This window comes from Mycobacterium vicinigordonae, assembly GCF_013466425.1.
Taxonomy (GTDB): domain Bacteria; phylum Actinomycetota; class Actinomycetes; order Mycobacteriales; family Mycobacteriaceae; genus Mycobacterium; species Mycobacterium vicinigordonae.
Map to the genome: position 1 here is coordinate 1,796,647 of NZ_CP059165.1, position 22,137 is coordinate 1,818,783.

General features: G+C 62.4%; 20 protein-coding genes. 12 read left to right on the top strand and 8 right to left on the bottom strand.

Features of this window, described 5'->3' with window-relative positions:
* Positions 1-2: 2 nt before the first annotated feature.
* Positions 3-347: a hypothetical protein gene (locus H0P51_RS08105; protein WP_180917439.1), complete on the top strand. Its 345-nt coding sequence runs from the start codon at positions 3-5 to the stop codon at positions 345-347.
* A 511-nt stretch (positions 348-858) separates the two neighbouring features.
* Here the strand turns inward: H0P51_RS08105 and H0P51_RS08110 are convergent.
* Together H0P51_RS08110 and H0P51_RS08115 are read right to left on the bottom strand one after the other, a co-directional pair.
* The gene (locus H0P51_RS08110) at positions 859-1,995 is read right to left on the bottom strand and encodes an XRE family transcriptional regulator (RefSeq protein WP_180917440.1); all 1,137 of its coding nucleotides are present in this window, start codon (positions 1,993-1,995) and stop codon (positions 859-861) included.
* Entirely contained in the window at positions 1,979-2,599 is a 621-nt protein-coding gene (locus H0P51_RS08115) for a hypothetical protein (RefSeq protein WP_246398473.1), read from the bottom strand. The genes H0P51_RS08110 and H0P51_RS08115 overlap by 17 nt, the downstream gene beginning before the upstream one ends.
* Before the next feature lie 228 nt (positions 2,600-2,827).
* Between H0P51_RS08115 and H0P51_RS08120 the strand changes: the two genes are divergently transcribed.
* The 4 genes from H0P51_RS08120 to istB all read left to right on the top strand — a co-directional run bounded on the left by H0P51_RS08120 (position 2,828) and on the right by istB (position 7,458).
* Positions 2,828-3,520, top strand: a complete 693-nt coding sequence (locus H0P51_RS08120) for a DUF4433 domain-containing protein (RefSeq protein ID WP_246398752.1) — start codon at positions 2,828-2,830, stop codon at positions 3,518-3,520.
* Complete coding sequence (gene darG / locus H0P51_RS08125) at positions 3,510-4,577, top strand: type II toxin-antitoxin system antitoxin DNA ADP-ribosyl glycohydrolase DarG (RefSeq protein ID WP_180917442.1); 1,068 nt, start codon at positions 3,510-3,512, stop codon at positions 4,575-4,577. Before H0P51_RS08120 ends, darG begins: the two co-directional genes overlap by 11 nt.
* 440 nt (positions 4,578-5,017) lie before the next feature.
* Complete coding sequence (gene istA, locus H0P51_RS08130; protein ID WP_180917443.1) at positions 5,018-6,517, top strand: IS21 family transposase; 1,500 nt, start codon at positions 5,018-5,020, stop codon at positions 6,515-6,517.
* A complete protein-coding gene (gene istB, locus H0P51_RS08135) occupies positions 6,514-7,458 on the top strand; it encodes an IS21-like element helper ATPase IstB (RefSeq protein WP_425488973.1) in 945 nt (314 codons plus the stop codon). Before istA ends, istB begins: the two co-directional genes overlap by 4 nt.
* Positions 7,459-8,004: 546 nt before the next feature.
* On the opposite strand, the gene H0P51_RS08140 is transcribed toward istB, so the two are convergent.
* The 3 genes from H0P51_RS08140 to H0P51_RS08150 form a co-directional block, all read right to left on the bottom strand.
* Positions 8,005-9,168, bottom strand: coding sequence for an NDMA-dependent alcohol dehydrogenase (locus H0P51_RS08140; RefSeq protein ID WP_180917444.1), 1,164 nt, complete (start codon positions 9,166-9,168; stop codon positions 8,005-8,007).
* A gap of 28 nt (positions 9,169-9,196) precedes the next feature.
* Positions 9,197-9,460 carry a hypothetical protein gene (locus H0P51_RS08145; protein WP_180917445.1) on the bottom strand — a complete coding sequence of 88 codons (264 nt, stop codon included), beginning with the start codon at positions 9,458-9,460 and terminating at the stop codon, positions 9,197-9,199.
* A gap of 120 nt (positions 9,461-9,580) precedes the next feature.
* Complete coding sequence (locus tag H0P51_RS08150; protein WP_246398475.1) at positions 9,581-10,351, bottom strand: SDR family oxidoreductase; 771 nt, start codon at positions 10,349-10,351, stop codon at positions 9,581-9,583.
* Positions 10,352-10,927: 576 nt separating this feature from the next.
* On the opposite strand from H0P51_RS08150, the gene H0P51_RS08155 reads away from it, so the two are divergent.
* The gene (locus tag H0P51_RS08155) at positions 10,928-12,166 is read left to right on the top strand and encodes a cytochrome P450 (RefSeq protein WP_180917447.1); all 1,239 of its coding nucleotides are present in this window, start codon (positions 10,928-10,930) and stop codon (positions 12,164-12,166) included.
* A 23-nt stretch (positions 12,167-12,189) separates the two neighbouring features.
* Positions 12,190-13,245 (top strand): NAD(P)H-dependent amine dehydrogenase family protein, encoded by a 1,056-nt coding sequence (locus H0P51_RS08160; RefSeq protein ID WP_343061797.1) that lies wholly within the window; start codon positions 12,190-12,192, stop codon positions 13,243-13,245.
* A 39-nt stretch (positions 13,246-13,284) separates the two neighbouring features.
* On the opposite strand, the gene H0P51_RS08165 is transcribed toward H0P51_RS08160, so the two are convergent.
* Positions 13,285-14,088 (bottom strand): SDR family NAD(P)-dependent oxidoreductase, encoded by an 804-nt coding sequence (locus H0P51_RS08165; RefSeq protein WP_180917448.1) that lies wholly within the window; start codon positions 14,086-14,088, stop codon positions 13,285-13,287.
* Between the two features lie 24 nt (positions 14,089-14,112).
* Complete coding sequence (locus tag H0P51_RS08170) at positions 14,113-14,871, bottom strand: SDR family oxidoreductase (protein WP_180917449.1); 759 nt, start codon at positions 14,869-14,871, stop codon at positions 14,113-14,115.
* A 579-nt stretch (positions 14,872-15,450) separates the two neighbouring features.
* Here H0P51_RS08170 and H0P51_RS08175 point away from each other — a divergent pair.
* Together H0P51_RS08175 and H0P51_RS08180 are read left to right on the top strand one after the other, a co-directional pair.
* Entirely contained in the window at positions 15,451-16,374 is a 924-nt protein-coding gene (locus H0P51_RS08175; RefSeq protein ID WP_180918821.1) for a dihydrodipicolinate reductase, read from the top strand.
* Complete coding sequence (locus H0P51_RS08180) at positions 16,371-17,105, top strand: alpha/beta fold hydrolase (RefSeq protein ID WP_180917450.1); 735 nt, start codon at positions 16,371-16,373, stop codon at positions 17,103-17,105. The genes H0P51_RS08175 and H0P51_RS08180 overlap by 4 nt, the downstream gene beginning before the upstream one ends.
* Positions 17,106-17,167: 62 nt before the next feature.
* Here H0P51_RS08180 and H0P51_RS08185 read toward each other — a convergent pair whose 3' ends face one another.
* Complete coding sequence (locus tag H0P51_RS08185) at positions 17,168-18,787, bottom strand: class I adenylate-forming enzyme family protein (protein WP_180917451.1); 1,620 nt, start codon at positions 18,785-18,787, stop codon at positions 17,168-17,170.
* Between the two features lie 262 nt (positions 18,788-19,049).
* On the opposite strand from H0P51_RS08185, the gene H0P51_RS08190 reads away from it, so the two are divergent.
* The 3 genes from H0P51_RS08190 to H0P51_RS08200 are packed head-to-tail and all read left to right on the top strand — an operon-like array spanning position 19,050 to position 22,074.
* Positions 19,050-20,294 carry a CaiB/BaiF CoA transferase family protein gene (locus H0P51_RS08190; protein WP_180918822.1) on the top strand — a complete coding sequence of 415 codons (1,245 nt, stop codon included), beginning with the start codon at positions 19,050-19,052 and terminating at the stop codon, positions 20,292-20,294.
* Positions 20,291-21,529 (top strand): cytochrome P450, encoded by a 1,239-nt coding sequence (locus H0P51_RS08195; protein ID WP_180917452.1) that lies wholly within the window; start codon positions 20,291-20,293, stop codon positions 21,527-21,529. Before H0P51_RS08190 ends, H0P51_RS08195 begins: the two co-directional genes overlap by 4 nt.
* Positions 21,526-22,074: a hypothetical protein gene (locus H0P51_RS08200; protein WP_180917453.1), complete on the top strand. Its 549-nt coding sequence runs from the start codon at positions 21,526-21,528 to the stop codon at positions 22,072-22,074. The genes H0P51_RS08195 and H0P51_RS08200 overlap by 4 nt, the downstream gene beginning before the upstream one ends.
* The last annotated feature ends 63 nt before the right edge of the window (positions 22,075-22,137 follow it).

A 22,137-nucleotide genomic window follows, 5' to 3' on the forward strand; every position in this document is an offset into this window, starting at 1 on the left:
AAATGCCAAACACCAAGGCGCTCAAAGCGATTCCGGGAGTCAGCGTTCTCGTCAGGAACGGGTTTGCCACTATCAGCGCGCCTGACTCGCACGCGCGAGGCCAGGTGCTGAACCGCTTGCTCGAACGCACACCGGCCCCGCTCATCGAAAAGCTCACCCGCTCCGGGCCGCATCCGCTGTATCGGGTGCCCGAGGACAGCGCCCGCGAGGCACGGCTCATCACCAAGGCCAACACTGTGGACGTGCTGCCCGATCGCGTCGATTCACGCTTCGCCGACGACTTCGCCCGCACCGTCGATCCCGCGCTCAAAGGTCCGCGACCGGCACAGCCCCGGCCGGCACCATGACCGCAACCACCGCACGCGGCACAGAGACAGCGTCGATGTCGACGCCGGGGCAATGTTGGGATTGCAGCGGTCCCTGTCTCGCGTATTCGGGCTCTGTACATGGTTGGCGTTGTCGCTCGTGTCTGACCGCCTACGTCGAAGCCGGTCTCGTGGCCGGTGAGAAAGCCGAGGGCAAGGAACGCGCCAAACGGCTGGCCAAGTACCGCAAAGCCGCGCAGTTCATGGAACGTCAGCGAACGGAGTAGGTGGCCGGTTGGGGGCGGTGGATCTGGCTTCGGGCCGCGGCGCCCCCGACCGGCCGCAACGGCGAGCACGAGAGGACAAACACCCCTACTGGAACGCTGCTGGACCGCGGTCGAGGCGGTGGCGGGTCAGCTATTCGTGGACGGCCGGGTGGACCACGTTGACGTCTGCACGGCCCTTGGGCTGCCCGACCAGGGTGGCCCCGGCAGCTTCGAGCTGGCGTGTTTGAGGTCGAAGCTGCGGACTGTGCCTTGCTAAGACCGAACGCTTAATGTCGCTGGCGCGGGTTCCGGGTCGAGCGCTGCCCCGTCGAGAACAGAGGTACAACGTCGCCGGTGGGTCCTCGCTTCGCTGCTCGATTTGGTATCCAGAGTTCGAGTAGCTCCGGAGCGATACCGAAATCGTGTGAGGCAGCCATGTACGGTGCGTCACCATACTTCGAAGAAAGCAAGCGCCAGAGCAAGATCGGATGCTCTACGCCGACTTCGACAGGCTCATTTTTTCGCCATCCCCGGGAAGACACTTGGATCATCAGCGATCTATGACGGTCGGTCGAGATCAGTCGCAAGTCGCGACCGCGTTGAATCAGTGCCTGAATCGCGATGCCCCATCGCGCCTTGATACGTGCATAACCGTTGAGGCTCAGAGATTCCGAAATGTCGCGCTTAGCAACGTGTCGCGGGTATAAAAGTGCGCCGGCAAATCGGTGTGCTTCCTTCTCTCGAGTGCGCTCGTCATCGACCGTTCGGGCGAAATGCAATTTCAAATGACCGAGTTCGTGTGCAACAGTAAAGCGTTGACGATCACCGGCGGTGCTGGGAGCGAACATAACCAACGCTGATTCCGACCTAGCGCGGGACATCCCGGAATGTCCGTCAAACGCCGGGTGGTCCATACCTAGACGCACCAGCGGCGCGACAGCGATCCCCGACCGTTCGACCGCTCGCATCACGTGCTTTACGGGTTGATCCTGCGATATCCCCAACTCGTCACGAACCTCGACAGCGATCTCCTCAATGTCTGCTCCATCAATATGGCCCGTGACTGGCTTCAGCTCCGTACGCTTTCCGCTCCACTCCTCCATGAGCAAATTCGTAATGCGCTGCAGCTCTTCGAAATAGCGCAGAGCCGACTTAGTGGATTTCACTCCCGCGCTTGACATCTTCCTGAAATGCACTGCGGCCGGATCAACACGCACCGCGGGGAAATCGAAGAATGTCAACGGTACGCGCACGCCCGCACACACCGCGTTCACCATCGCTGGCGTTAGCTCCCTGTCACCTTTCTCGACAGCTGAAATCGTTGATTGCGGAACATCGGCCGCCTGCGCAAGTTCGTTTTGAGTGAGCTGCAAGAGCTCGCGAAGATCAGTCAATCGGGCACCGCGGTTAAGCGCTGCCGCCACTGCTGTCCTCCTGCTCGTCGATGTCGACCGTCTCGTCCAACGCTTCGTCCAGAACCTCGAACCGCAGCTTCTCGAAATCGGTCCGCAACCGAGGTAAATCCACCGACAAGTCGATAGGCACTCCACGCAGTGACGTACCAGTTCCGATCGGGCGAACCATCCGCAGCGACACACCCTCGTCGCACTCGTCCCACAACACCAACAAATTGTGCGAGACGTTTTTCGGCTCACCCCAGAGGCCCAACTGGGCACAGGGACGGTTGAGGTAGTACGCGCGTCGCTGGCGATTAGAACCGGCGCAGGGAACACCGCCGGGCGTCGGCGCTTCACGCAAAATCCGCAGGCCCAAGTCGCCGTCTGAGTGCGCCAAGTGAATCGCCCCGTTCTGGCGGTGATACTTCTTGTCGATTCGCCAGTGGTCGACCGGGTGTCCCGCCAGGTAGTCAAAGGCCTCGCTACGGAAGAGCGCGGTGCGGAGCCACTGCTTATCCTTGCCGGCAGCAATGCCCAGACCTTCAACACGGCGGCGAGCATGACCGAAAGCGTCGTGCATCGGTTCGACCAGCGGCGCGATGCGCTGAACAAGGTGATCAATGTTTGTCACGGCTGAATATTATCGCAAATCCGCGATAATATCGCATCCAATGCAACATTAATGTGGGGCGTGTCGGGAGACCCGCGCCCCCAATTTGTCGGCCTTGGTCGCACGAGGTCGACTGCGAGGGCAGAGGCGGCCGTGGGGTGGGTCATCGCTTCGGAACGGCACGTAAGTCTCCGGAGACGCTTCCGCTCTTGCCGCATCTAGGCTGTGCGAGGGAGGTTGCTCGTCGTCATGTATCGCATTTGGGAATCGGGTTTCGCCGCCGTCTCTCCGCCCGGGCCGTCTGAACTCAACCCAGCAGATTGGATCGCGTGGCACTTCACACACTTGGGCAACGTCTCCTCCATCGCGGGGCGAGCCGCGCTAGTTTGCCACTCGATGGGCTTCCCACATGTGGATATCGCTGACCACGGGATTAAGAACGACCGACTGAGCCGCCGAATTGATCTCCCACACCCCTACCCGGAATCGGTTGTAGGCGACCACGTACCGTTCTACCTCGCTCCCCGATCGCCGATGCTTTACCGTATCGCGAACGAGCGCCACGATCAGAAGTCACTCGTCTACTTCGGTGTTCGCTTAGGCGACCTAATCCCTGAGGTCACGTGGTGTGTTAGCGACGGCAACGCCAGGTCGGAATTCACCGAGTTCTGCGCATCACTCGACCGCGTTGGATCGTTTGTCGACTTCAGTACGTTGAAGCTCAAGTACTGGAAAAGCGCCGAAGACTCTGACCGGACGCGTCGACGGCAGGCCGAACTACTAGTTCACGGCCGCCTGCCGGTCTCGCTCGTTCGGTACGTGGTTTGTAAAGCCGACGAGACATTGGCCGCCGCCAGGCAGGCTCTGGGTGTTGTCGGTGGCATGATGCAGTATCAGGTCGAACCAAGGAACTACTTCATGGAGATTCCAGATGATCGTTGAGACCTCGGGTGATCTCCTCACGGCCGACGTGGATGCGATCGTCAACACCGTCAACTGCGTCGGAGTGATGGGCAAGGGGATCGCCCTCCAAGTGAAACGTCGTTATCCAGCAGTTTTCGACGCGTACGCCCGTGAGTGCAAACGTGGCAATGTCCAGATCGGCAGGATGTTGCCAGTGCCGACCAACGAGCTGACTGGACCCGCGTGGGTCATTAACTTTCCTACCAAGACCCATTGGCGCGCTCCGTCAAGGCTCAGTTACATCTCTGAGGGGTTGTTCGACCTGCTGCGCGTGGTGAAGGAGCTCGATCTGCACGCAATCGCCGTTCCGCCACTCGGAGCGGGCAACGGGGGATTGGACTGGGCAGACGTAGCGCCGATGATTCGGGAAGCTTTTGAACAGCTTGAGGGTGTCACGGTATATCTCTTCGCGCCTACGCGCACGCGTCAGCAAATCGTGTCGTCAGGCCGGATAAAGATGACACGAGGACGCGCTACTGTTCTCGCCCTCATGGATCAGTACGCCGAAGCGCGTGCCGAAGTCGAGCCGTTGTCGGGCAAAGGCCTCTCGCACTTGGAGATCCAGAAGTTGCTCTATTTCGCCGACTGCGTTGATCCATCTCTCAAACTTGCCTATTCGCAGGGTAGATACGGGCCATACAGCGATCGAGCGCGCCACTTGGTGCTGGACATGGAGGGTAACTTTGTCTCCGGATTTGGTGACGGTGCGGATAGAGTCCTGGACTTGAGGCCAATTGTTCCCACGGAACGTGGGCGATCAGAGTTAGTGCACCTTCTCGAATCTGCCCCGGATGCGGTGACCCACTTGGTTGACCGGGTTATGAGCATCGTCCATGGTTACGAGGAGCCGTACGGCCTTGAGCTGTTGGCCAGCACCCACTGGGTTGTTACGCACGAACAAGCCGGATGCCCCCGAAAAGCGGCCGAAGCGGTTCGGAACTGGACAGAGCGCAAGGGACGAATCTTCACCGATCGTCATGTTGAGCGTGCATTTCGACAGCTAGAGGCAGCGGGCGTCATCCCGGCGGTGAGCTAATTCCCCTCGTCTCGGCTCAGAGACGTACGAGCTGACGGGACCACCTTTCGAATTCCGGCTGGTTGGGCACTCGGTGCCGATCCCGAAGCCAACGACCTACGAACACCCGTTCGGCGTGTCCTAACCGTGTCCTATAACTCTCGGTCACAGGCAAACACGCCCTAGACGCATCAGTACGAAATTAGCGAGTCGAAGTGCGCAGATCGCCACGCAATAGACATCAGGCCACGGACCAGCACACCTGGTTTCACACTGGCAGTGTGGGGGTGTGAATGGCCATGAGAAGGTCCCCATCTGTGGCCAGTAGGAAGTCCCCACTGGTGGCCAGGTAGAAGTCCCCGCTCCTTTGCGGGCTCGTCGTGTCTTTTCCGGGAGCTGAGGGCCTGGGCGGTGACGGTGATAGCGCCAACTGTCACCTGATCACCGCCCAGGGAGCTCTATTGAAGTCTGCAAGGGAGCGTATGAACATCATTTCGGCGTATCACCAGGTCGGGTCGTATCGCGGCGCGGCCGAGCTGTGCGGCACCACCCACAAGACGGTCAAACGGGTCGTTGAGCGGGCTCAGACCGGCGGGCCGCCGCCTCGGGAGCCGCGGCCCCGCAACGTCGATCCGTTCACCGAACTGGTGGCTGAGCGGGTCGACAAGTCCAAGGGCAAGATGTCGGCCAAGCGGATGCTGGCGATCGCCCGTGCCGCCGGATATCAAGGCTCGGCACGGAACTTCCGCCGGTTGGTGGCCGAGCAGAAAGTGTTGTGGCGCAAACAGAATAGACATCAGCGCCGCCCGGCGGTGTGGTCACCAGGTGAGTATCTGGTGATGGACTGGGCCCAGGCCGCGCCCGGATTGATGGTGTTTTGCGCGGTCCTGGCGTATTCGCGGTGGCGGTTCGTGCGCTTCGCTGCTGATGAGAAGGCATCGACCACGCTGGCGATGATCGTGGCAGCCCTCGAGGCGATCGGTGGGGTTCCGGCCAAGATCCTGGCCGACCGGATGGGCTGCCTCAAAGGCGGTGTGGTCGCCAATGTCGTTGTGCCCACGCCAGATTACGTGCGATTCGCCTCGCATTATGGGTTTGTTCCGGACTTCTGCCATGGTGCGGATCCGCAGTCGAAGGGCATCGTGGAGAACCTGTGTGGTTATGCCCAGGACGACCTTGCGGTTCCATTGCTGACCGAAGCCGCGATCACCGGTGAGCAGGTTGACCTGCGTGCTCTCAACGCCCACGCCCAAGCCTGGTGCGCCGAGGTCAACGCTGCGGTGCATTCGGAGATCTGCGCTGTGCCCAACGATCGATTGGTCGATGAACGCACCGTCCTTACGGCGCTGCCGTCGCTGCGGCCGACGATCGGTTCGGGGGCGCTGCGCCGTAAGGTCGACACTCTGTCGTGCATCCGCTATGGCTCGGCCCGCTACTCGGTGCCCCAGCGGCTCGTGGGTGCCACTGTCGCCGTGGTCGTCGATCACGGCGCCCTGATTCTGCTCGAACCGGCCACCGGGGCTATCGTGGCCGAACATGAGTTGGTGGGCCCGGGTGAGACCTCGATCCTCGATGAGCATTACGACGGTCCCCGCCGGGCGCCCTCACGCGGTCCACGCCCGAAAACCTCAGCGGAGGAACAGTTCTGCGCTCTAGGCGCCGAAGCGGAGCAATTCCTGGTCGGTGCTGCTGCCATCGGTAACACCCGACTGAAGTCCGAACTCGACACCCTGATCGGGTTGGGCGCCGCTCATGGCGAGCAGGCGTTGATCGACGCGCTGCGCCGGGCGGTGGCGTTTCGACGGTTCCGCGCCGCCGACGTGCGCTCGATCCTGGCCGCCGGCACCGGCACCCCACAACCCCGTCCGGCCGGCGACGCTCTGGTCTTAGACCTCCCCACCGCCGAGACCCGGTCCTTGGAGGCCTACAAGATCAGCACCACCGACGGGACGGCATCATGACCGCCACCGGCACCGGCACCGTCAAACCAGCCGCACCGGCGTCGGTGGCGCCACTGGCTGCTGACCTCGACGCCGCGCTGCGGCGGCTGAAGTTGGCCACGGTGCGCCGCAACGCCGCCGAAGTGCTGCAGGTGGCCAAGACCCAACGCTGGACCCCCGAGGAGCTCCTGCGAACGTTGGTCGCCGCCGAGATCGCCGCCCGCGACGCCTCCAACACCGCCAACCGCCTCAAGGCCGCAGCGTTTCCCGTCACCAAGACCCTCGACGGGTTCGACGTGTCGGGGTCCTCGGTCACCCAAGCCACGTTCGACTACCTGTCAAGCCTGGAATGGATTCGGGCGCAACAGAATCTGGCAGTCATCGGTCCGCCGGGCACAGGCAAGAGCCACCTGCTCATCACCTGCGGAAACGCCGCCGTGCACGCCGGATTCAAAGTCCGCTACTTCACCGCCGCCGACCTCATCGAGGTGCTCTACCGCGGTCTGGCCGACAACACCGTCGGCAAGATCATCGACACACTGCTACGCGCAGACCTCGTCATCTTGGATGAGATCGGCTTCGCCCCACTCGACGACACCGGAACCCAACTGCTGTTCCGGCTCGTCGCGGCCGGCTACGAGCGCCGCTCGTTGGCCATCGCCTCACACTGGCCCTTCGAACAATGGGGCCGCTTCCTGCCCGAACACACCACCGCGGCCAGCATCCTCGACCGGCTCCTGCACCACGCAAGAAAGGGGCCGCCAAGAGTTAGCCAATCACCCGCAACGGGGCGGGGACTCTTCCTGGCCAAAAACGGGGACTTCCAGATGGCCATTGACAGGGGGTCAGGGGTTCGAGTCCCCTTAGCTCCACCGTTGTGGGCGCTTCGGATCTTGCCTGGGTGTGGTGTTCATCGCACGACGATGGATGGGACGACGCCGCCGCTGGGTTTGCCGGCTTAGACCAGTGCTCGGATGCGGTAGTTGTTTACGTTGGTGATCCCTAGCCGAAGCGTTTAACCAGCCTATTTGGGTGGGTGGGTCCGTTGCTGAGGCCCGACATCATCGTGCGGGCGGTGTGGGGTGTAGATGTTGCCGTAGTACCCGTCTAGGCGTTCTGTGACGCCGCAGGCGCGACATCGGAAGCGGCGCGACCTGCCTCGCCGTGCATTGTCGCCCACTTCACGCGCCGGGCCGACAGTAGGAGTTCTTCGCCGCGCTGCGATGGTCTGCAGCTGTCCAGCCGGCGCCCGGGCAGGCGTGCGGTGAAACCCGTTCTTCCGACCGGCCTTGGGCATCAGCAATACGGTGTGTCCAAGATCCACAAATCGTTCAAGGGAGCCTGGCAGGGCCGGGACCTGGAGAAGACATCGCACCCTGGATGCGCAATTAGCCCTGACCCGATAGCGAGAACCAACGTTTCGCTGGCGCGGGCCTGCGATGGGAATTGGATGCTATCCGAGGCGTGCTGGCTTCGCCGCTGAACCGCGGGCCGGACATCCAAGTTACTCACTCGAAGACTATGACGCCGCGAATGTTGTTGCCCGCGCGAAGGTCTCGCATCGCCTCGTTTATGTCGTCGAGCTTGTATTTCTGCGTGACCAGCTCGTCGAGCTTGATCTGGCCCGCCTCATACATCGACAGAAGTTTTGGCATCGCCTCGCGCGGGTTCATCTCGCCATAGAGCACGCCTTTGAAGGTCTTGCATGAGCTGACGAAATCAGTGAGAACCATCGGCACCATCAGGTCGGTAATTTTAGGCATCCCGGTCATAACGCACGTTCCGCCCTTGCGGAGCAACATCATTCCCATCAGGACCATGTCTGTGGGTACGACGCCAGGGGTGAGAATGACCCTGTCGGCCATCACGCCCCAGGTGATCTCCTTGACCAGCTCGAGGGCGGCGCCGATGTCGGCAGCGGTGTGGGTAGCGCCAAACATAGGTGCGACCTCACGTTTGAACTCGTTGGGGTCGACGGCCACGATTTGCTTGGCGCCAGCCACCTTCGCGCCCTGGACGGCGTTCATGCCTATCCCTCCGACACCGACAACGACGACGGTGTCGCCGGCTTCGGTGCCGGCAGCGACCGATCCCGATCCGAATCCCGTTGTCACACCGCAGGACACCAGCGACGCCGCCTCCAGGGGTATCCAGTCATGGACTTTGACCAGCGACCTCTCGGCGGCCACGACGTACTCGGAGAAGGTGCCGACCTGCATCATCGCCATGAGATCTTCGCCGTCTAGATGACGGCGTCGGGTGCCGTCGGTGGTCATGGCCTTGTCGTAGATGTCGGCACCGATGTCGCATAGGTAGGTGTGGCCGGTGGCGCACCACCGGCAGCTACCGCAGGCAGGCAGAAACGAGATTGCCACGTGGTCCCCGGGTTCGAGGGTCCTTACGTTGGGGCCGACTGCCTCGACTACTCCGGAGCCTTCGTGACCACCCAACATGGGGAACCATTCCGGCACCGGACGGCCGGCGGCCCGCATCATCTCTTCCATCTCTGAGTTGGGCACGCTGTCGCCGGTGTAGAAGTGTTCGTCGGAGTGACAGACCCCCGCGTAGGCCATCTTGACGAGAACTTCGCCGGCGTGCGGCGGATCGAGCTCTACCTCGGTGACTTCCCAGTCGATACCGACACCGCGCAACACTGCTGCTTTGGACTTCATTGTTGCTTCTTTCGTTGGGGGAGTTGGCTCAGGATGCCGGGCAGCCGAGGGTCCTTCTCCGGCCCGCGACGGACTTGGCGGGCTCGCGGGCGTTCGCGAAGACCACGGCTGAAAGGCCGCGAATCGACCGGTTGGCGATCCGCACGGCGTCGTCGTAGCCGTCGAATCCGACAACTAGCATTAGGGACCCGAGATCGGAACGCGTGGGTTCGCATTCGGCCTCCAACGCCGCCGACAATTGGCGCCGTTCGCTGGTGCGCATCGCCATTGCCGGAGCGGTCGGTGTTGTCACGGTCACTCCGCGCGGTGGCGATCGCCAGCATTGCATCGTTCGCCGGATCGACGTTGTGGAACGGGCGTCCGGTCGCGGACGCTACGAGTTTGCCGTCGATGAGCATTCGCGATTCGTGGTTCACCATTGCCGGCGTTCCTTCACTGCGTCCGAGGCACGCGGCGCCAATGTGAGATAGGGAATAAAACTGCTACTACCACAGCGGATGACGGCGTTGACGATTTCGGTCAGATGCTCGACATCAATCAGACCGCCAAGCATGTATTTGTTCTCCATCCAGTACCGGATGGCCTTATCCAGCACGCCGGGATCCCAGCTCTTGTTGAACTCGGTCTGCGCGTCACCGCGGCCTCCGAGGCTGTCTCCTACCGCGAGCCGAGTGAACCCGATCTCCGGGTGTTCAACGCGCCAGGCCTCGACGAGTTTGTCCAACGCGCTCTTGGTTACCGCATAGGCACCGAGCATCGGCCATGGCGTCGTGTAGGACGCACTAAGGGAGGACAGATAGACGGCCGAGCCCGCGGCCTCGGCCAGGTGAGGTGCGGCGGCCGCGGTGATGAGCGACGCCCCGGTGACGTTCGTGGCGAACAACTGTGCCCATTGTTCCGCGCTGACTTCGCGCAGAGGGGCTAGCACCCCCATTCCGGTGGTGTACACCAGGGCGTCTAAACCGCCGAGTGAGCCGACAACCTCAGAGAGCGCGTGCTGGCAACTGTCGGCGTCGGTCACATCACAGGCGATGGCCACCGCGCCATTGCCGGCTTCTTTGGCCGCGACGACCAACCTGTCGTAGCGACGCGCCAGCAGCGCGACGTGTGCGCCTCGTTGGGCGAGCCCAGTACCGATACATCGGCCGAGGCCCGAGGAGGAGCCAACGAGCGCGACCCGCATTGATCGTTGTCCTTCTATGACGCTGTCAGACATTGTCAGACATCGAGTTTCGCGCTGCCGGAACCGACAGTCGCCCCCGCGACGCTGCGGTCAAACAATTGGGTGGTTCTCCCACGGATGATCGCCGGCGCTCACCAGAATCAGGTAGTCGGGGGCGCATACTTCTCCTTGATGCGAGGTTGAGAGTGAGGCTATCAGCTGAGAAAAGGGACGTATTCGCTGGATGGAAATATGCATTTACGACTCGGCAATATGGTTCGGGGGTTCCAGTTTCGGTGCCAGCATCATCGTTCATCTCGTCATGGCCGGCGGCCCCGGTGGAGACGCTACACCACCGGAAGGTTGATATGCGATATCTGTAAATCAGCATTTCCTGTTGTGGGGATGTCCGACGGACACCGAGAACCTTGACAAACTATGTTGCGCACGCCGGTTTGCCTACGCTCGACGCTAGACATCAATCAGATGGTCCAGGTAGCGCTTTCGCGAATGTTTCGGGTTCTGGTCGCTAACACCTACATCATGTAGGTTAGCAACCGACAGGCTGTAGGTTGAGGACGGCACGGGAGGTGACGCATGGCGGAGCCGACGGTTACCGACGACATCGATCAGCGCATTCGTGAGGCCCAGGCAAAGTTCAATGCCGGAATGGGCGCCGACGGCGACGCGACGCCCTACCCGCTACTACACGAGCTCCGCGCGAAGGCACCCGTCCACCCCGGTTGGCCTGAGATGGGCATTCCCGAGGACGGGCCCAACGGGACAAAGACTTTCACCGCGTACTCATTCGATGCGGTTAAGGCCGTGTTCACCGACAACATCACGTTCAGCACGCGGATCTACGAGGACATGGTGCGCCCGCTGCAGGGACCGACGATCCTCGAGATGCAGGAACCAGAGCACGCGACCTACCGCAGGTTGCACGAATTCGCTTTCGCAAGGTCATCGATGAAGCGCTGGGACAGCGAACTCGTCGGGCCCCTCGTCGATCGCACGATAGCGAAGTTCCGCGAGAACAACTGCGCCGATTTGGTCGATGCGGTGTTCATGCCCATTCCCGTGCGGATCATCGCAGCCCTGCTCGGTCTGCCGGAGTCCGATATCGGGCAGTTCCATCGACTGGCCATCGACTTGCTGGGCTTTAGAGCCGACATGGAAACAGCGTTGAGAGCGTCGGCGGAAATGAAGGAGTACTTCGTCGGCGTGCTTGCCGGCCGACGCAAGTCGCCGAAGGACGACATGGTGACCATTCTGTCGCAGGCCGAGATCGACGGCGTCAAAATGTCAGACGAGCAGATCTACGGCTTCATGCGCAACCTGCTACCAGCCGGAGCGGAGACCACCTCACGGTCGACTGCGAGCCTCGCGATGGGTCTGTTGACTCACACCGATCAACTCGATGCGGTGCGCGCGGACCGGGGCCTGTTGCCACAGGCGATCGAGGAGGGGATTCGATGGGAGACACCGTTGCTGAACTTCATTCGGGAGGTGAGTGCCGACACCGAGTTCTTCGGTTTGGAAATCCCGAAGGGTTCGACGATGATGGTGAACCTTGGCAGCGCGAACCACGACGAGACCCGCTGGAATGATGCCGAATCCTTCGATATCTTCCGGGACCGCAAGCCGCACATAGGTTTCGGGCACGGTGCGCACGTCTGCCTTGGCATGCACCTGGCACGGCTGGAGAGCACCAAGATCTTTAATGCGCTTTTCGACCAACTGCCAGGATTGCGGTTGAACCCCGACGCGCCGCCGCCGTATGTGAGTGGCACGCTGTTCCGTTCGCCGCCACGCCTCGACGTGGTGTGGGATTAAGGCGGTCGTCGGACGTGACTCGCGTGATCCAGTGGGCGACCGGAGTGACCGGAATGATGTCGTTGCGGCACGTCCTGAGTCGGCCTGACTTGGAACTGGTCGGCGTGCGCGTGTATGACCCCGCGAAGGCCGGACTAGACGCGGGCACCCTGTGCGGCCGGCCCGAGTCGGGGGTGCGGACGTCGGCCGATCGCGAAGACCTCGTCGGCACCGACGCCGACGTGGTGCTCTACATGGGCAAAGTCGAGACCGACACTCCCGGCTGTTTCGCGGATGTCTGTGACCTGCTCGCCTCGGGTAAGAACGTGGTAGCCACCGGTAGCCGCTTCATCCATCCCCGGTCGTTGCACGTGTCGCTCGCGGATGGGATCGAAAAGGCCTGCCGTGTCGGTGGTTCGTCGTTCCTCGGTCTCGGTCTGTATCCCGGCTTCATCGGCGAGTCGTTGGCACCGATCTTGTCCCGGCTCACCGAGCGGGCGGACCGCATCAGCGTGCGTGAGGTGTTGAATTACTCGACCTATGCCAGCCACGACCTGATCTTCAACGCGATGGGCTTCGGTCACGAACCCGATGACACGACCCCTCTGCTGACCAACACCGACTACGCGGCGAGCGCGTGGATCGGCAGCGCGACGGTGCTCGCGCAGGCACTCGGCCTCCAGATTCAGGCCGTTGAGGGGTTTCGTGAGGTCGCAACGACGCCGAAGGCGCTCACCGTGGCTGCCGGAAATATTCCGGCGGGGACCGTGGGGGCGATGCGCTTCGGTGTCGAAGTCGACTGCGGTGAAACCGCGCTGGCCGTCGAACATCTAACCCGGATGGCGGACGACCTGGCCCCCCAGTGGCCCGCCGAGATCGGCTACGCGGTGACCTTCGAGGGCAAGCCTAACCTCAGCTTCCATCTGGTGATCGGCTCCCACGACGAGGATCACGCCGCGCAGGGCTGCCTGGCTACGGCCATGCATGCCATCAACGCCATCCCGACGGTGATGGCCGCCGCACCGGGCCTCTACGACCTGTCAAAGATCGCTCCGTTCGTCGCGCACTGGACCGAGCGTGGCGCCGTGCCAGCCACGTAGTCTCCTGCGGTCACCTCCTTATTTGTCTCCCTGTCTCGATCAGATGAAGTCTGATCCGCCGTCGACGTTGACGGTGGCTCCCGTCACGTAGCTGTTGCGCTGCGACACGAGATAGGTTGTGGCGGAGGCGATCTCCTCAGGTAGTCCAGCACGACCTATGTCGCAGGGATGGCCATAGGTCTTTTCGACCCACGTCATCACGTCCGTGGGATCCGACGAATCCAGCCCGTCTGCGGCTAGCACATCGCGCAAGACCTCAGTGAAGCTGGCCGTCACGATGGTGCCGGGGCAGACGCAGTTCACCAGGATGCCTTCGGCCCCCAGGCTCTTGGACAGGTTCTTGGTCAGACTCGACAGCGCCGACTTGGCCGCCGTATAGGCGACCAGCCGAGCGCTCTGCCGTTGGATCGAATGCGCCGAGAGCGTGACGATGCGAGCCCAGTCGGCCGATCGCAACAACGGCAGGGCAGCCCGGACCGAGCGCACGGCGGACAGCGTGCCAAGATCGAATGCGGCGTGCCAGTCGTCGTCTGTGAGCTCATCGAACGCGCCAGCGCTCGGACCGATGGTGTGCACCAGCACATTCAGGCTGTTCCAGGAATCGGCGACCGATGCGAACGCCGCCGAGATGGACTCAGCGTCGGCCATATCAACCCTGACCGCCAGCACCTCGGGGGCGCCTGCACGGCGGACACGCTCAGCGGCGATGTCCAGCGCAACTCGACCACGCGCCATGATCGCCACCGAGGCCCCCTCGGCCCCAAGGCTTTCGGCGATCGCGAGCCCCATTCCCTTGCTGCCGCCGGTCACGACAGCCGTGGCGCCCGTCAAGCCAAGTTCCATTGTTTCGTCCTTCCCCGAGGAGCCCTAGGGGCTCTTAATGATTCGTGGCGCCAAATGCACGATCTCGCTCACGACCGTGGGGTTCGCGCGTGAAACCGCGATCAGGGAGAGCATCGCGTTAGCCACATCCTCGACCGCGGACATCTCAGCTGGAATCTGACCCGCCTGCGCCCAGGCCCGGTACAGATCGGCCAGCAGATCGCGGTCGGCGCCGCGTAGGATCTCGGTGTCCCCGGTTGGGCCGACGCTCACCCGGATCAGGGCGAGTTCAGGGTGCTCCGCCCGCCAGGAGCGCAGGATCTCGTCGAGCGCGGCCTTGCTCGCGTGGTAGGCGGCCACGCCGGCGCGCGGGCGACCGACGTCGTGGCTTGAGGCGACGACAACCGTGGCGTTTTCGGCAAGGTGGGGCAGGACCATCCGCAGCACGTGAGTGACACCGACGGCGTTGACAGCATAAGCATGCAGCCAGGTCGCCACATCTGTGTCTTCGATCAGCGCGAAGGGCACTACAGCACTGGTGAATACCACCGCATCGAGACTGCCGAACCTGGCAGCGACGTCGCCGACCACTGTTTGGACGGCGCGCGGATTCGACACATCGAGTTCGTACGCCGAACCGCTTAACCGATCGGCCAGTTCGGACAAGACGTCCAACCGGCGTGCAGCAAGTGCTACCTGGGCCCCTCTGGAGTGGGCGGCAAGGGCCAACGCATGCCCGATTCCGGATGAAGCTCCAACGATCAGTATCCGCGTCCCCGCGAGGTTGGAGTGCCGGTCTGTCATAACCCGTTTCCTTCGCGCCAGAGTTGGGCTGATTCTCACACGCGAGAATTGGTATTCTCACCCAGGGGCCGTTCAGATTGCCCGTCCACCCAGTAGGAGCCGCGTGATCGATCGTTTCGAGTGCCCCAATTTTCAGGCGCCGGGTGGCGCCTGTGCCTGTCCGGGGTGCCTGCATCGAACGGGGCAGGGCCGCAGCATTCGCCTACCTGGGTGGCGTCGGTCATCGCACTCCATGTCGATCCGCCGTTCGCGGTGCAAGGCGAGGTGCGCACTGCCGGCTTGTCCGAACCCGCTTGCGAGCGGACCCCGTATCCGAACGTCAACCTGTACGGGCAATCCAGTCACATTGAGGAATCGGGCAAGCCGATCCCTTCTGCAAGAAAACCGAAGGGAGCGTTGATGAGTGATCAGTCCACCGCCCGCTATCGCGTCGTCCACATTGGGACCGGTCTCACGGGCCGAGAAGCGCTGCGGGCCACGATTCTTGACCCCGCGTTGGAGCTCGTCGGTGTGAAAGTCTCCACGCCTGGCAAGATCGGGACCGATGCCGGCCGGCTATGCGGTTTGACGGATGTCGGCGTGACGGCAACGGGGGAGATCGCGGAAATCGTTGCGCTGAAACCCGACTGCGTGTCTTACTGTGCGACTGCGGTCCGTCGGGAGGACGACGCGGTCGCGGACATTGCCGCGTTGCTTGCATCGGGTATTAATGTCGTGACGATTTCGACTATCCCTCTGGTGTATCCGCCCGCTGCACCACCCCGCTGGCGTACCGCGCTCGATCAAGCTACCCGCGAGGGCAAATCAACGTTTTATGCCACCGGTAGCGAACCCGGCTTCATCAGCCTCAACGTGCCCACCGCACTGCTTTCCGGCGCGGGCCGAGTGGATTCGTACCGGATGGATGAATACGCGCTCGACCTGGACAGGTCGTATCCAATATGGGATGTACTGCACGAGTCAATGGGTTTCGGCAAGCCCAACGGCCACGTGCCCGCCCGGATAGCCTCGGGCAAGGTGAACCATGACTGGGAGACGGTCGTGCGCTATCTGGCGGGTGTACTTGGCATCGAGCTCGACCGCGTGGAGTTGGACTGGGAGACTCTGCTCGCTCCAGCCGACCTTTCAACCGCTATCGGCGTGGTGCCGTTGGGAACGATCTGCGGTCACCGCTGGCAGCTGTCGGGCATAGTCGACGACCGGAAGATAGTGGCGGTCCAATATTTTGCGACGGTGAGTTCGACGCCGTGGCCCGAGCGTTGGCCGAAGCCCTCACGCGAAGGACAGGGCGGGATGGTATTCCGCATTGCGGGCGACCCCGGCATGACCCTGGAGCTCTACCTGGAGCAGTCCGAGGACAGTCGGGTCAATCCCGGGATCACGGCCACCGCGATGGCCGCGGTGAACGCCATTCCTCGCGTGGTGGACGCGGCACCCGGCGTCATCGAATTGCCGCTGGCCGGACCCGAGATCGTCAGCCGACTTTCACGAGCCACACCGTGACCATCTTCGCCTTGCTGCACGGTGGGATGCATTTCGGTTCCTGCTGGGACGCGGTTGCGGCGGAACTCGTGGCGAAAGGTCACCGCGTGGTCGCTCCAGATCTTCCTGTCGACGACGACTCGGCTGGTGCCGTGCAGTGGGCACGGGTGGCGATCGACGCGATCGAGCGAGCCGGGGCGAGCTCTGAACGCCAAGACCGCCCCGGCGACATTGTGGTGGTGGCGCATTCGATTGCGGGTCTTTGCGCGCCCGTGATCGCTACGCTTCGCCCAGTGCGCCAGCTGGCGTTTGTCGGCGGCCTGCTGCCGGTTCCCGGTCAGTCGTTCGTCCACCACCTCTCCGCCAACCCCGATGCGATTTCATTCCCGGAGCCGCAAGAGCACGGAGCTGGGCCGTTCGGGCTCACTTGGGATTCGGTGCGGGACGGCTTCTACCACGACTGCCCGGAAGCGCTGGCGCGTCGGGCTTTTGACGGGTTGCGCCACCAATCGTTCACCGTGTTCACCGAACGCTGCCCGATCGATCGATGGCCCGATGCACCGTCGACCTACGTGCTGCTGCGCGACGACCGCGCAGTGGGGCAGTCTTGGGCTCGGCGCAATGCGGTCGAGCGAATCGGAGCGTCGATCGTCGAGTTGGACGGTGGACATTCGCCGTTCTTCTCGCGTCCGGCAGAGCTAGCCGCCATCCTGCTACGCCTGGGCGACCCCGACGTCAACGGATACGGCTGAGGCGCGCGCCGGTCTGGTTCTGCGACGGCGTTGTTGATCACCCCACAGAGGGCATTGTTATCCTATGTGCCAGGGCGCGTTAACAATCCGCTGATTTGCCGCGACAGCTCTGACTTCTTCACCTTGCCGCTCGCGGTGAACGGGAGTTCCTGCTTCCCGGTGACCCAGATGAACTTCGGCACCTTATAGGTAGACAACCGTTCGCGCAGTTGAGCCCGCAAGGATTCGCCATCGAGCGTCGATGCACTGCGGGGTACCACTGCGGCGGCGACGACCGTTCCGTCGTGACCACTTTCGGCGCCGACCACATAGGCCTCTAGTACCCCATCACAGGCAGCCAGTGCCGCCTCAACTTCGCTGGGGGTGACGTTGGTTCCGCCGCTCGTCTTGATGAGGTCGCCCAACCGCCCGGTGAACCTGATCCAGCCGTCTTCATACCCGACGCCACAGTCACCGGTCCGGTAGTAGCCGTCGGTGGTGAAGACCTCCTCGCGTTCACGCTTGTGCAGGCGTTGCATCAGCGAGTAGCCACGAACCCAGACTTCGCCCGCAGTGCCGACCGGCACCGGTTGGCTCGTATCGGGGTCCGCGATGACATGTTGCAGCCCTTCGATGGAGACACCGCCTGTTTCGGACCGTTCCGGCGGTTGTGGAACGTAGGGGTCGACGCCGATGTGGTTGCCGCACAGTTCCGTCATCCCCAAGGCGTTGGGGCCCTTGGGCCGGCGCTCGGGCGGCACCATTGCAGGCATGCTGGTGCGCTGCACCGAACTGAGGTCACGTGCGGTGAACTCAGGATGTTCGGCCAATGTCTTGCCTTGCTGCGGCCAGCCCAGCGTGATCGTTGCGCGGTGGCGCTCGATGAGCTCCAGGGCTTCGGCGGCGTCGAAAGCGGGCTGGGTGACTAGGGTCGCGCCGTGGTGGATCACCGCGTGCAACCCGGTGATCAGCCCACCCACCCAAAAGAATGGCATGGATGTGAACATCACGGTGTCGTGAGTGACCCCGTAGCTGAACGTGAGGTTGTAGGTATGGCGCACCAGCGTGCCCTGGGTATGCACGGGGCCTTTCGGATCGCCGGTGCTGCCAGAGGTGTAGATGATCATCACTTCGTCGGCCGCCGTTACGCAGGATTCCACCTCGACGAGGAAGGCGGCGTCATCGGCCGAAACCGCGCTTTCGGGGTCTAGCGTTGTCGCCCAGGCACGATCGGATGGCCCCGATATCGCAACGGTTCGCAGGAATGGCGCTTCCCGTACTGCGATGCGGCTTGAATCGTGTTGATCCGCCAAGCTGGGCAACGCCTCCTGAAGGCGCGCCAGGAAGTTGTGATTGCGGAACCGCGACCACGTCAATATGGCTCGCAGGTCGGCATGGCGGACAGTCCAAGCCAGTTCGGACCCCTTGTAGAAGGTGTTTAGTGGGACAGCGACTGCGCCGATGCGGGTGGCGGCGAACCAGGCCAGCGCCCAGTCGATGCTGTTGGGCATCAAGATTCCGACGTGATCGCCCTTACCGATGCCGATAGCCAGCAGCTCAGTCGCCAGAGCCGCCGAGCGACGATCAAGGTCGATGTAGGTCAGTTCCTGGTCGTCGGCGACAAGAAACGGCTTGTCCCCATACAACGCAGAGGACGACCTCACCAAGGTGGGAATCGTTGGCGAAATCTCCGGAAAGGGCATAACACGCACGATAGTAGTATTTCCGAAAAGCGAGAACAATTGTTCTCGATGGCCTCCGAGGGCCTACCCTGTCGCCAGGGCGGACAAGTGACCGGCTTGGCCGGGTTGGAGTCGAGTCCTGGGGATGGTGGAGATCCGGCGTTGCCCGAGCGCCTTTCGGCTCGCCCCTAGCGGTTTACAAATCAATCCGAAACTGCCATTCTCGCAGAAGGCAAATAGGCGTTTTCGTCGTTGCTGACCTGTGGGTGCGTTCGCACCGTGGATACCAAGATCAAGGGAGAACGTCATTTCTGTCGACAATGTGCTCAGCGGTGTCCGCGTGCTAGAGGTCGCCGCATGGACCTTCGTGCCCTCGGCGGGTGCGGTGTTGGCTGAATGGGGAGCCGAGGTCATCAAGGTCGAGCCGCGGGAAGGTGGTGACCCGCAGCGGGGCCTGGTCACGATGGGCATAGTGGAATCCGGTGGTGGCACGGTCAACTACATGATCGAGATACCGAATCGCGGCAAGAAGTCGATCGGGGTCGACTTGAGCACTGCCGGCGGCCAGGAAGTGATCCGCAAACTCGCTGCGACGTGCGACGTGTTCCTCACCAGCTATCTGCCAAGTCGCCGCAAGAAGATGGGCATTGACGTCGATGACATCAGGGCCGCGAACCCCAACATCGTCTACGTACGCGGGTCGGGCCATGGACCAAAGGGGCCCGATTCGGACAAACCGGGTTATGACGGCGTCTCATACTGGGCGCGTGGAGGCATCGCCGCCATGCTCACCGAGGACGCTGATGAGCTGGTTCGCTCGCGACCTGCGTTCGGGGATCTGCTCGGAGGCATGACGATCGCGGGCGGGATCGCAGCCGCCTTGTATCGGAAAGTCACCACCGGCCAGGGCTCGGTGGTCGACGTGTCCCTGCTCGGCCTGGCGGCCTGGAACCTCAGTCCCGACGTCGCCGTGAGCCAAATCCACGGCGGCACTGCGATTCCAAAGTACAGCCACGCCGACGCCCCAAACCCGTTGGTTGGTACCTACCGCACCAAGGACGACCGGTATGTCCAATTGATGATGCTGCAACTGGACAAGTTCTACCCGGAGGCGATGCGTGCCATCGGCCTACCCGAATTGGTCGGCGACGGTCGATTCGCCGATCCGGCTGCGCGGTTCGCCAACCGCGCAGAGCTCATCTCGCTAATGGACGGCGTGTTTGCCCAACGCACGCTTGCCCAATGGCGCGCACAATTGGCAGGTATCTCTGGCGCCTGGGGCGTGGTGCAGACACCGGGCGAGCTGTGCCAGGACCCGGCGGTGACCGCGAACGGCTACGTCGCGAACACGACGACAATGAATGGCGCACCGTATGCGTTGCCCACCAATCCCGTTCAGTTCGACGAGCAGGCGGTTGTACCCCCGGGGGCGCCGGAACACGGTCAGCATACCGAGGAAGTACTGATGGATGCTGGCTTTGATTGGGACACCATCATGGGCTATAAGGAAACTGGCGCAGTCCTATGAATTCGACTGCACCACAAAATATTTCCAGTGATCCTGTCGAATTCGACCCTTTCTCGGAGGACTTCTTCAACGGAGCCTTCGACACTTACCGGATCCTGCGCGAGAAGGCTCCGCTCTATTACAGCGGGAAGTGGGATTTCTGGGCTCTGACCCGCTACGAAGACGTGGCGCCCGCCACCAAGGACCACGAGACTTTTTCGTCGGCCAAGGGCGCCACCTTGGACATGGTGCAAGCGCATGACGACGCTATCCCGGTGCCCAAGGTAATCATCTCGATGGACCCGCCCGAGCACCAGAAGATGCGCAGGCTGGTGAGCAACGTGTTCACGCCGCGCGCCATTGCTGCGTTGGAACACATGGTGCGTGAAAAGGTCTACGAGCGCGTCGATGCGCTCAACCCAGCCTCTTTCGACGTGGTGGCCGACTTCTCGGCACTGTTTCCGAACGAGGTCATCACGACCATGCTGGGCGTGCCGAAACAGGACCGTGATCAGATTCGAGTCTGGCTCGATTTGCTGCTCGAGCGCCATCCCGGTGAGATCGCAACTACCCCAGAAGGTTTCCAGGCGTCGGTAAACACCGGTCTCTACTACTACGACCTGGTTAGACAGCGCCGCGCCAAACCCCGTGACGACATGATCAGCCGGCTCATCGAAACCGAGATCGAACGCGACGGAAAGGTAGAGAAGCTCACCGACGTGGATATCACCGGCTTCGCGACCATGCTCGGGGGTGCGGGCGCCGAGACCGTGACCAAGCTCGTCGGCAACGCCATGGTCGCCTTCGCCGACTTTCCGGACGAGTGGCAAAAGCTGCGTGAGGACCGCAGCAAGGTTCCCGCTGCGATCGAAGAGTTACTGCGGTATGAGGCGCCATCGCAATACCAGATCCGCACGGCCACACGCGATGTGCGCTATCACGGCAGGACGATCCCGGAAGGCAGCGCTGTCCTGCTCGTCACCGGCTCGGCGACTCGCGATGAGCGGATGTTTCCGGATCCCGATCGAGTGGACATCGACCGGGAACGCAAGATGGGCTTCAATCTGGCATTTGGATACGGCGTACACAGCTGCCTAGGGGCGGCGCTGGCGAGGATGGAGAGTCGCATCGCGCTCGAGGCTCTGCTCGATCTCATCCCCGATTATGAAGTCGATCGCAGCGGGCTGCGGCGGGTAGCCATGTCCAACGTCTGCGGGTGGTCTAACGTGCCCGTGCTCAGGAAGGCGACGACGTGACATCGGATAGAGTGGCTCGGCACCACAGGGTCGCCCATGCAAAGTGGGAGACTTACGCGACGGCTCCGGAGACGAAGAAAATCAGCTACGGCGACGAGTGGATCTACGCGCCAGACGCGGTGATGATGTGCCCCCTCTTCAACGATGGTGCGGACAGCCCGATGGCCGACCTCGCCTCTCAAGAGGTGCTGGCGGCTATGCAAGACTTTGCGCCGGACGGTGACATGCTCACTTGCGAGTTCCGCATGTGGTGGAAGCACATGCCCGACTTTCGGATCATCACGCCGTTTGATTGCAGGGCCGCCGATTGGGGGTTCGCGGTTCGCGATACCTATGCGGGCACGCTGGCTGACGGGACGATGCTCGAGCTCCACGAATGGGATTATGTCTGGACCAACGAGCAGGGCCATATAACCCGTTGGGACTGGTTCGTCGATTCGCGGGAGTGGTACCAATTCCTCGATCTCATTGGCCTCGACGGCAATAGCCTGACGTACGAGGGCTATACCCTCAACTTCTTGCGTGAAGGCAGCATTGCGGGCTGATCGGCGTCGACATGAATCCACTGATGGGTCTCCGGTGGCCTCGGCGAACAGACCGATTTACCG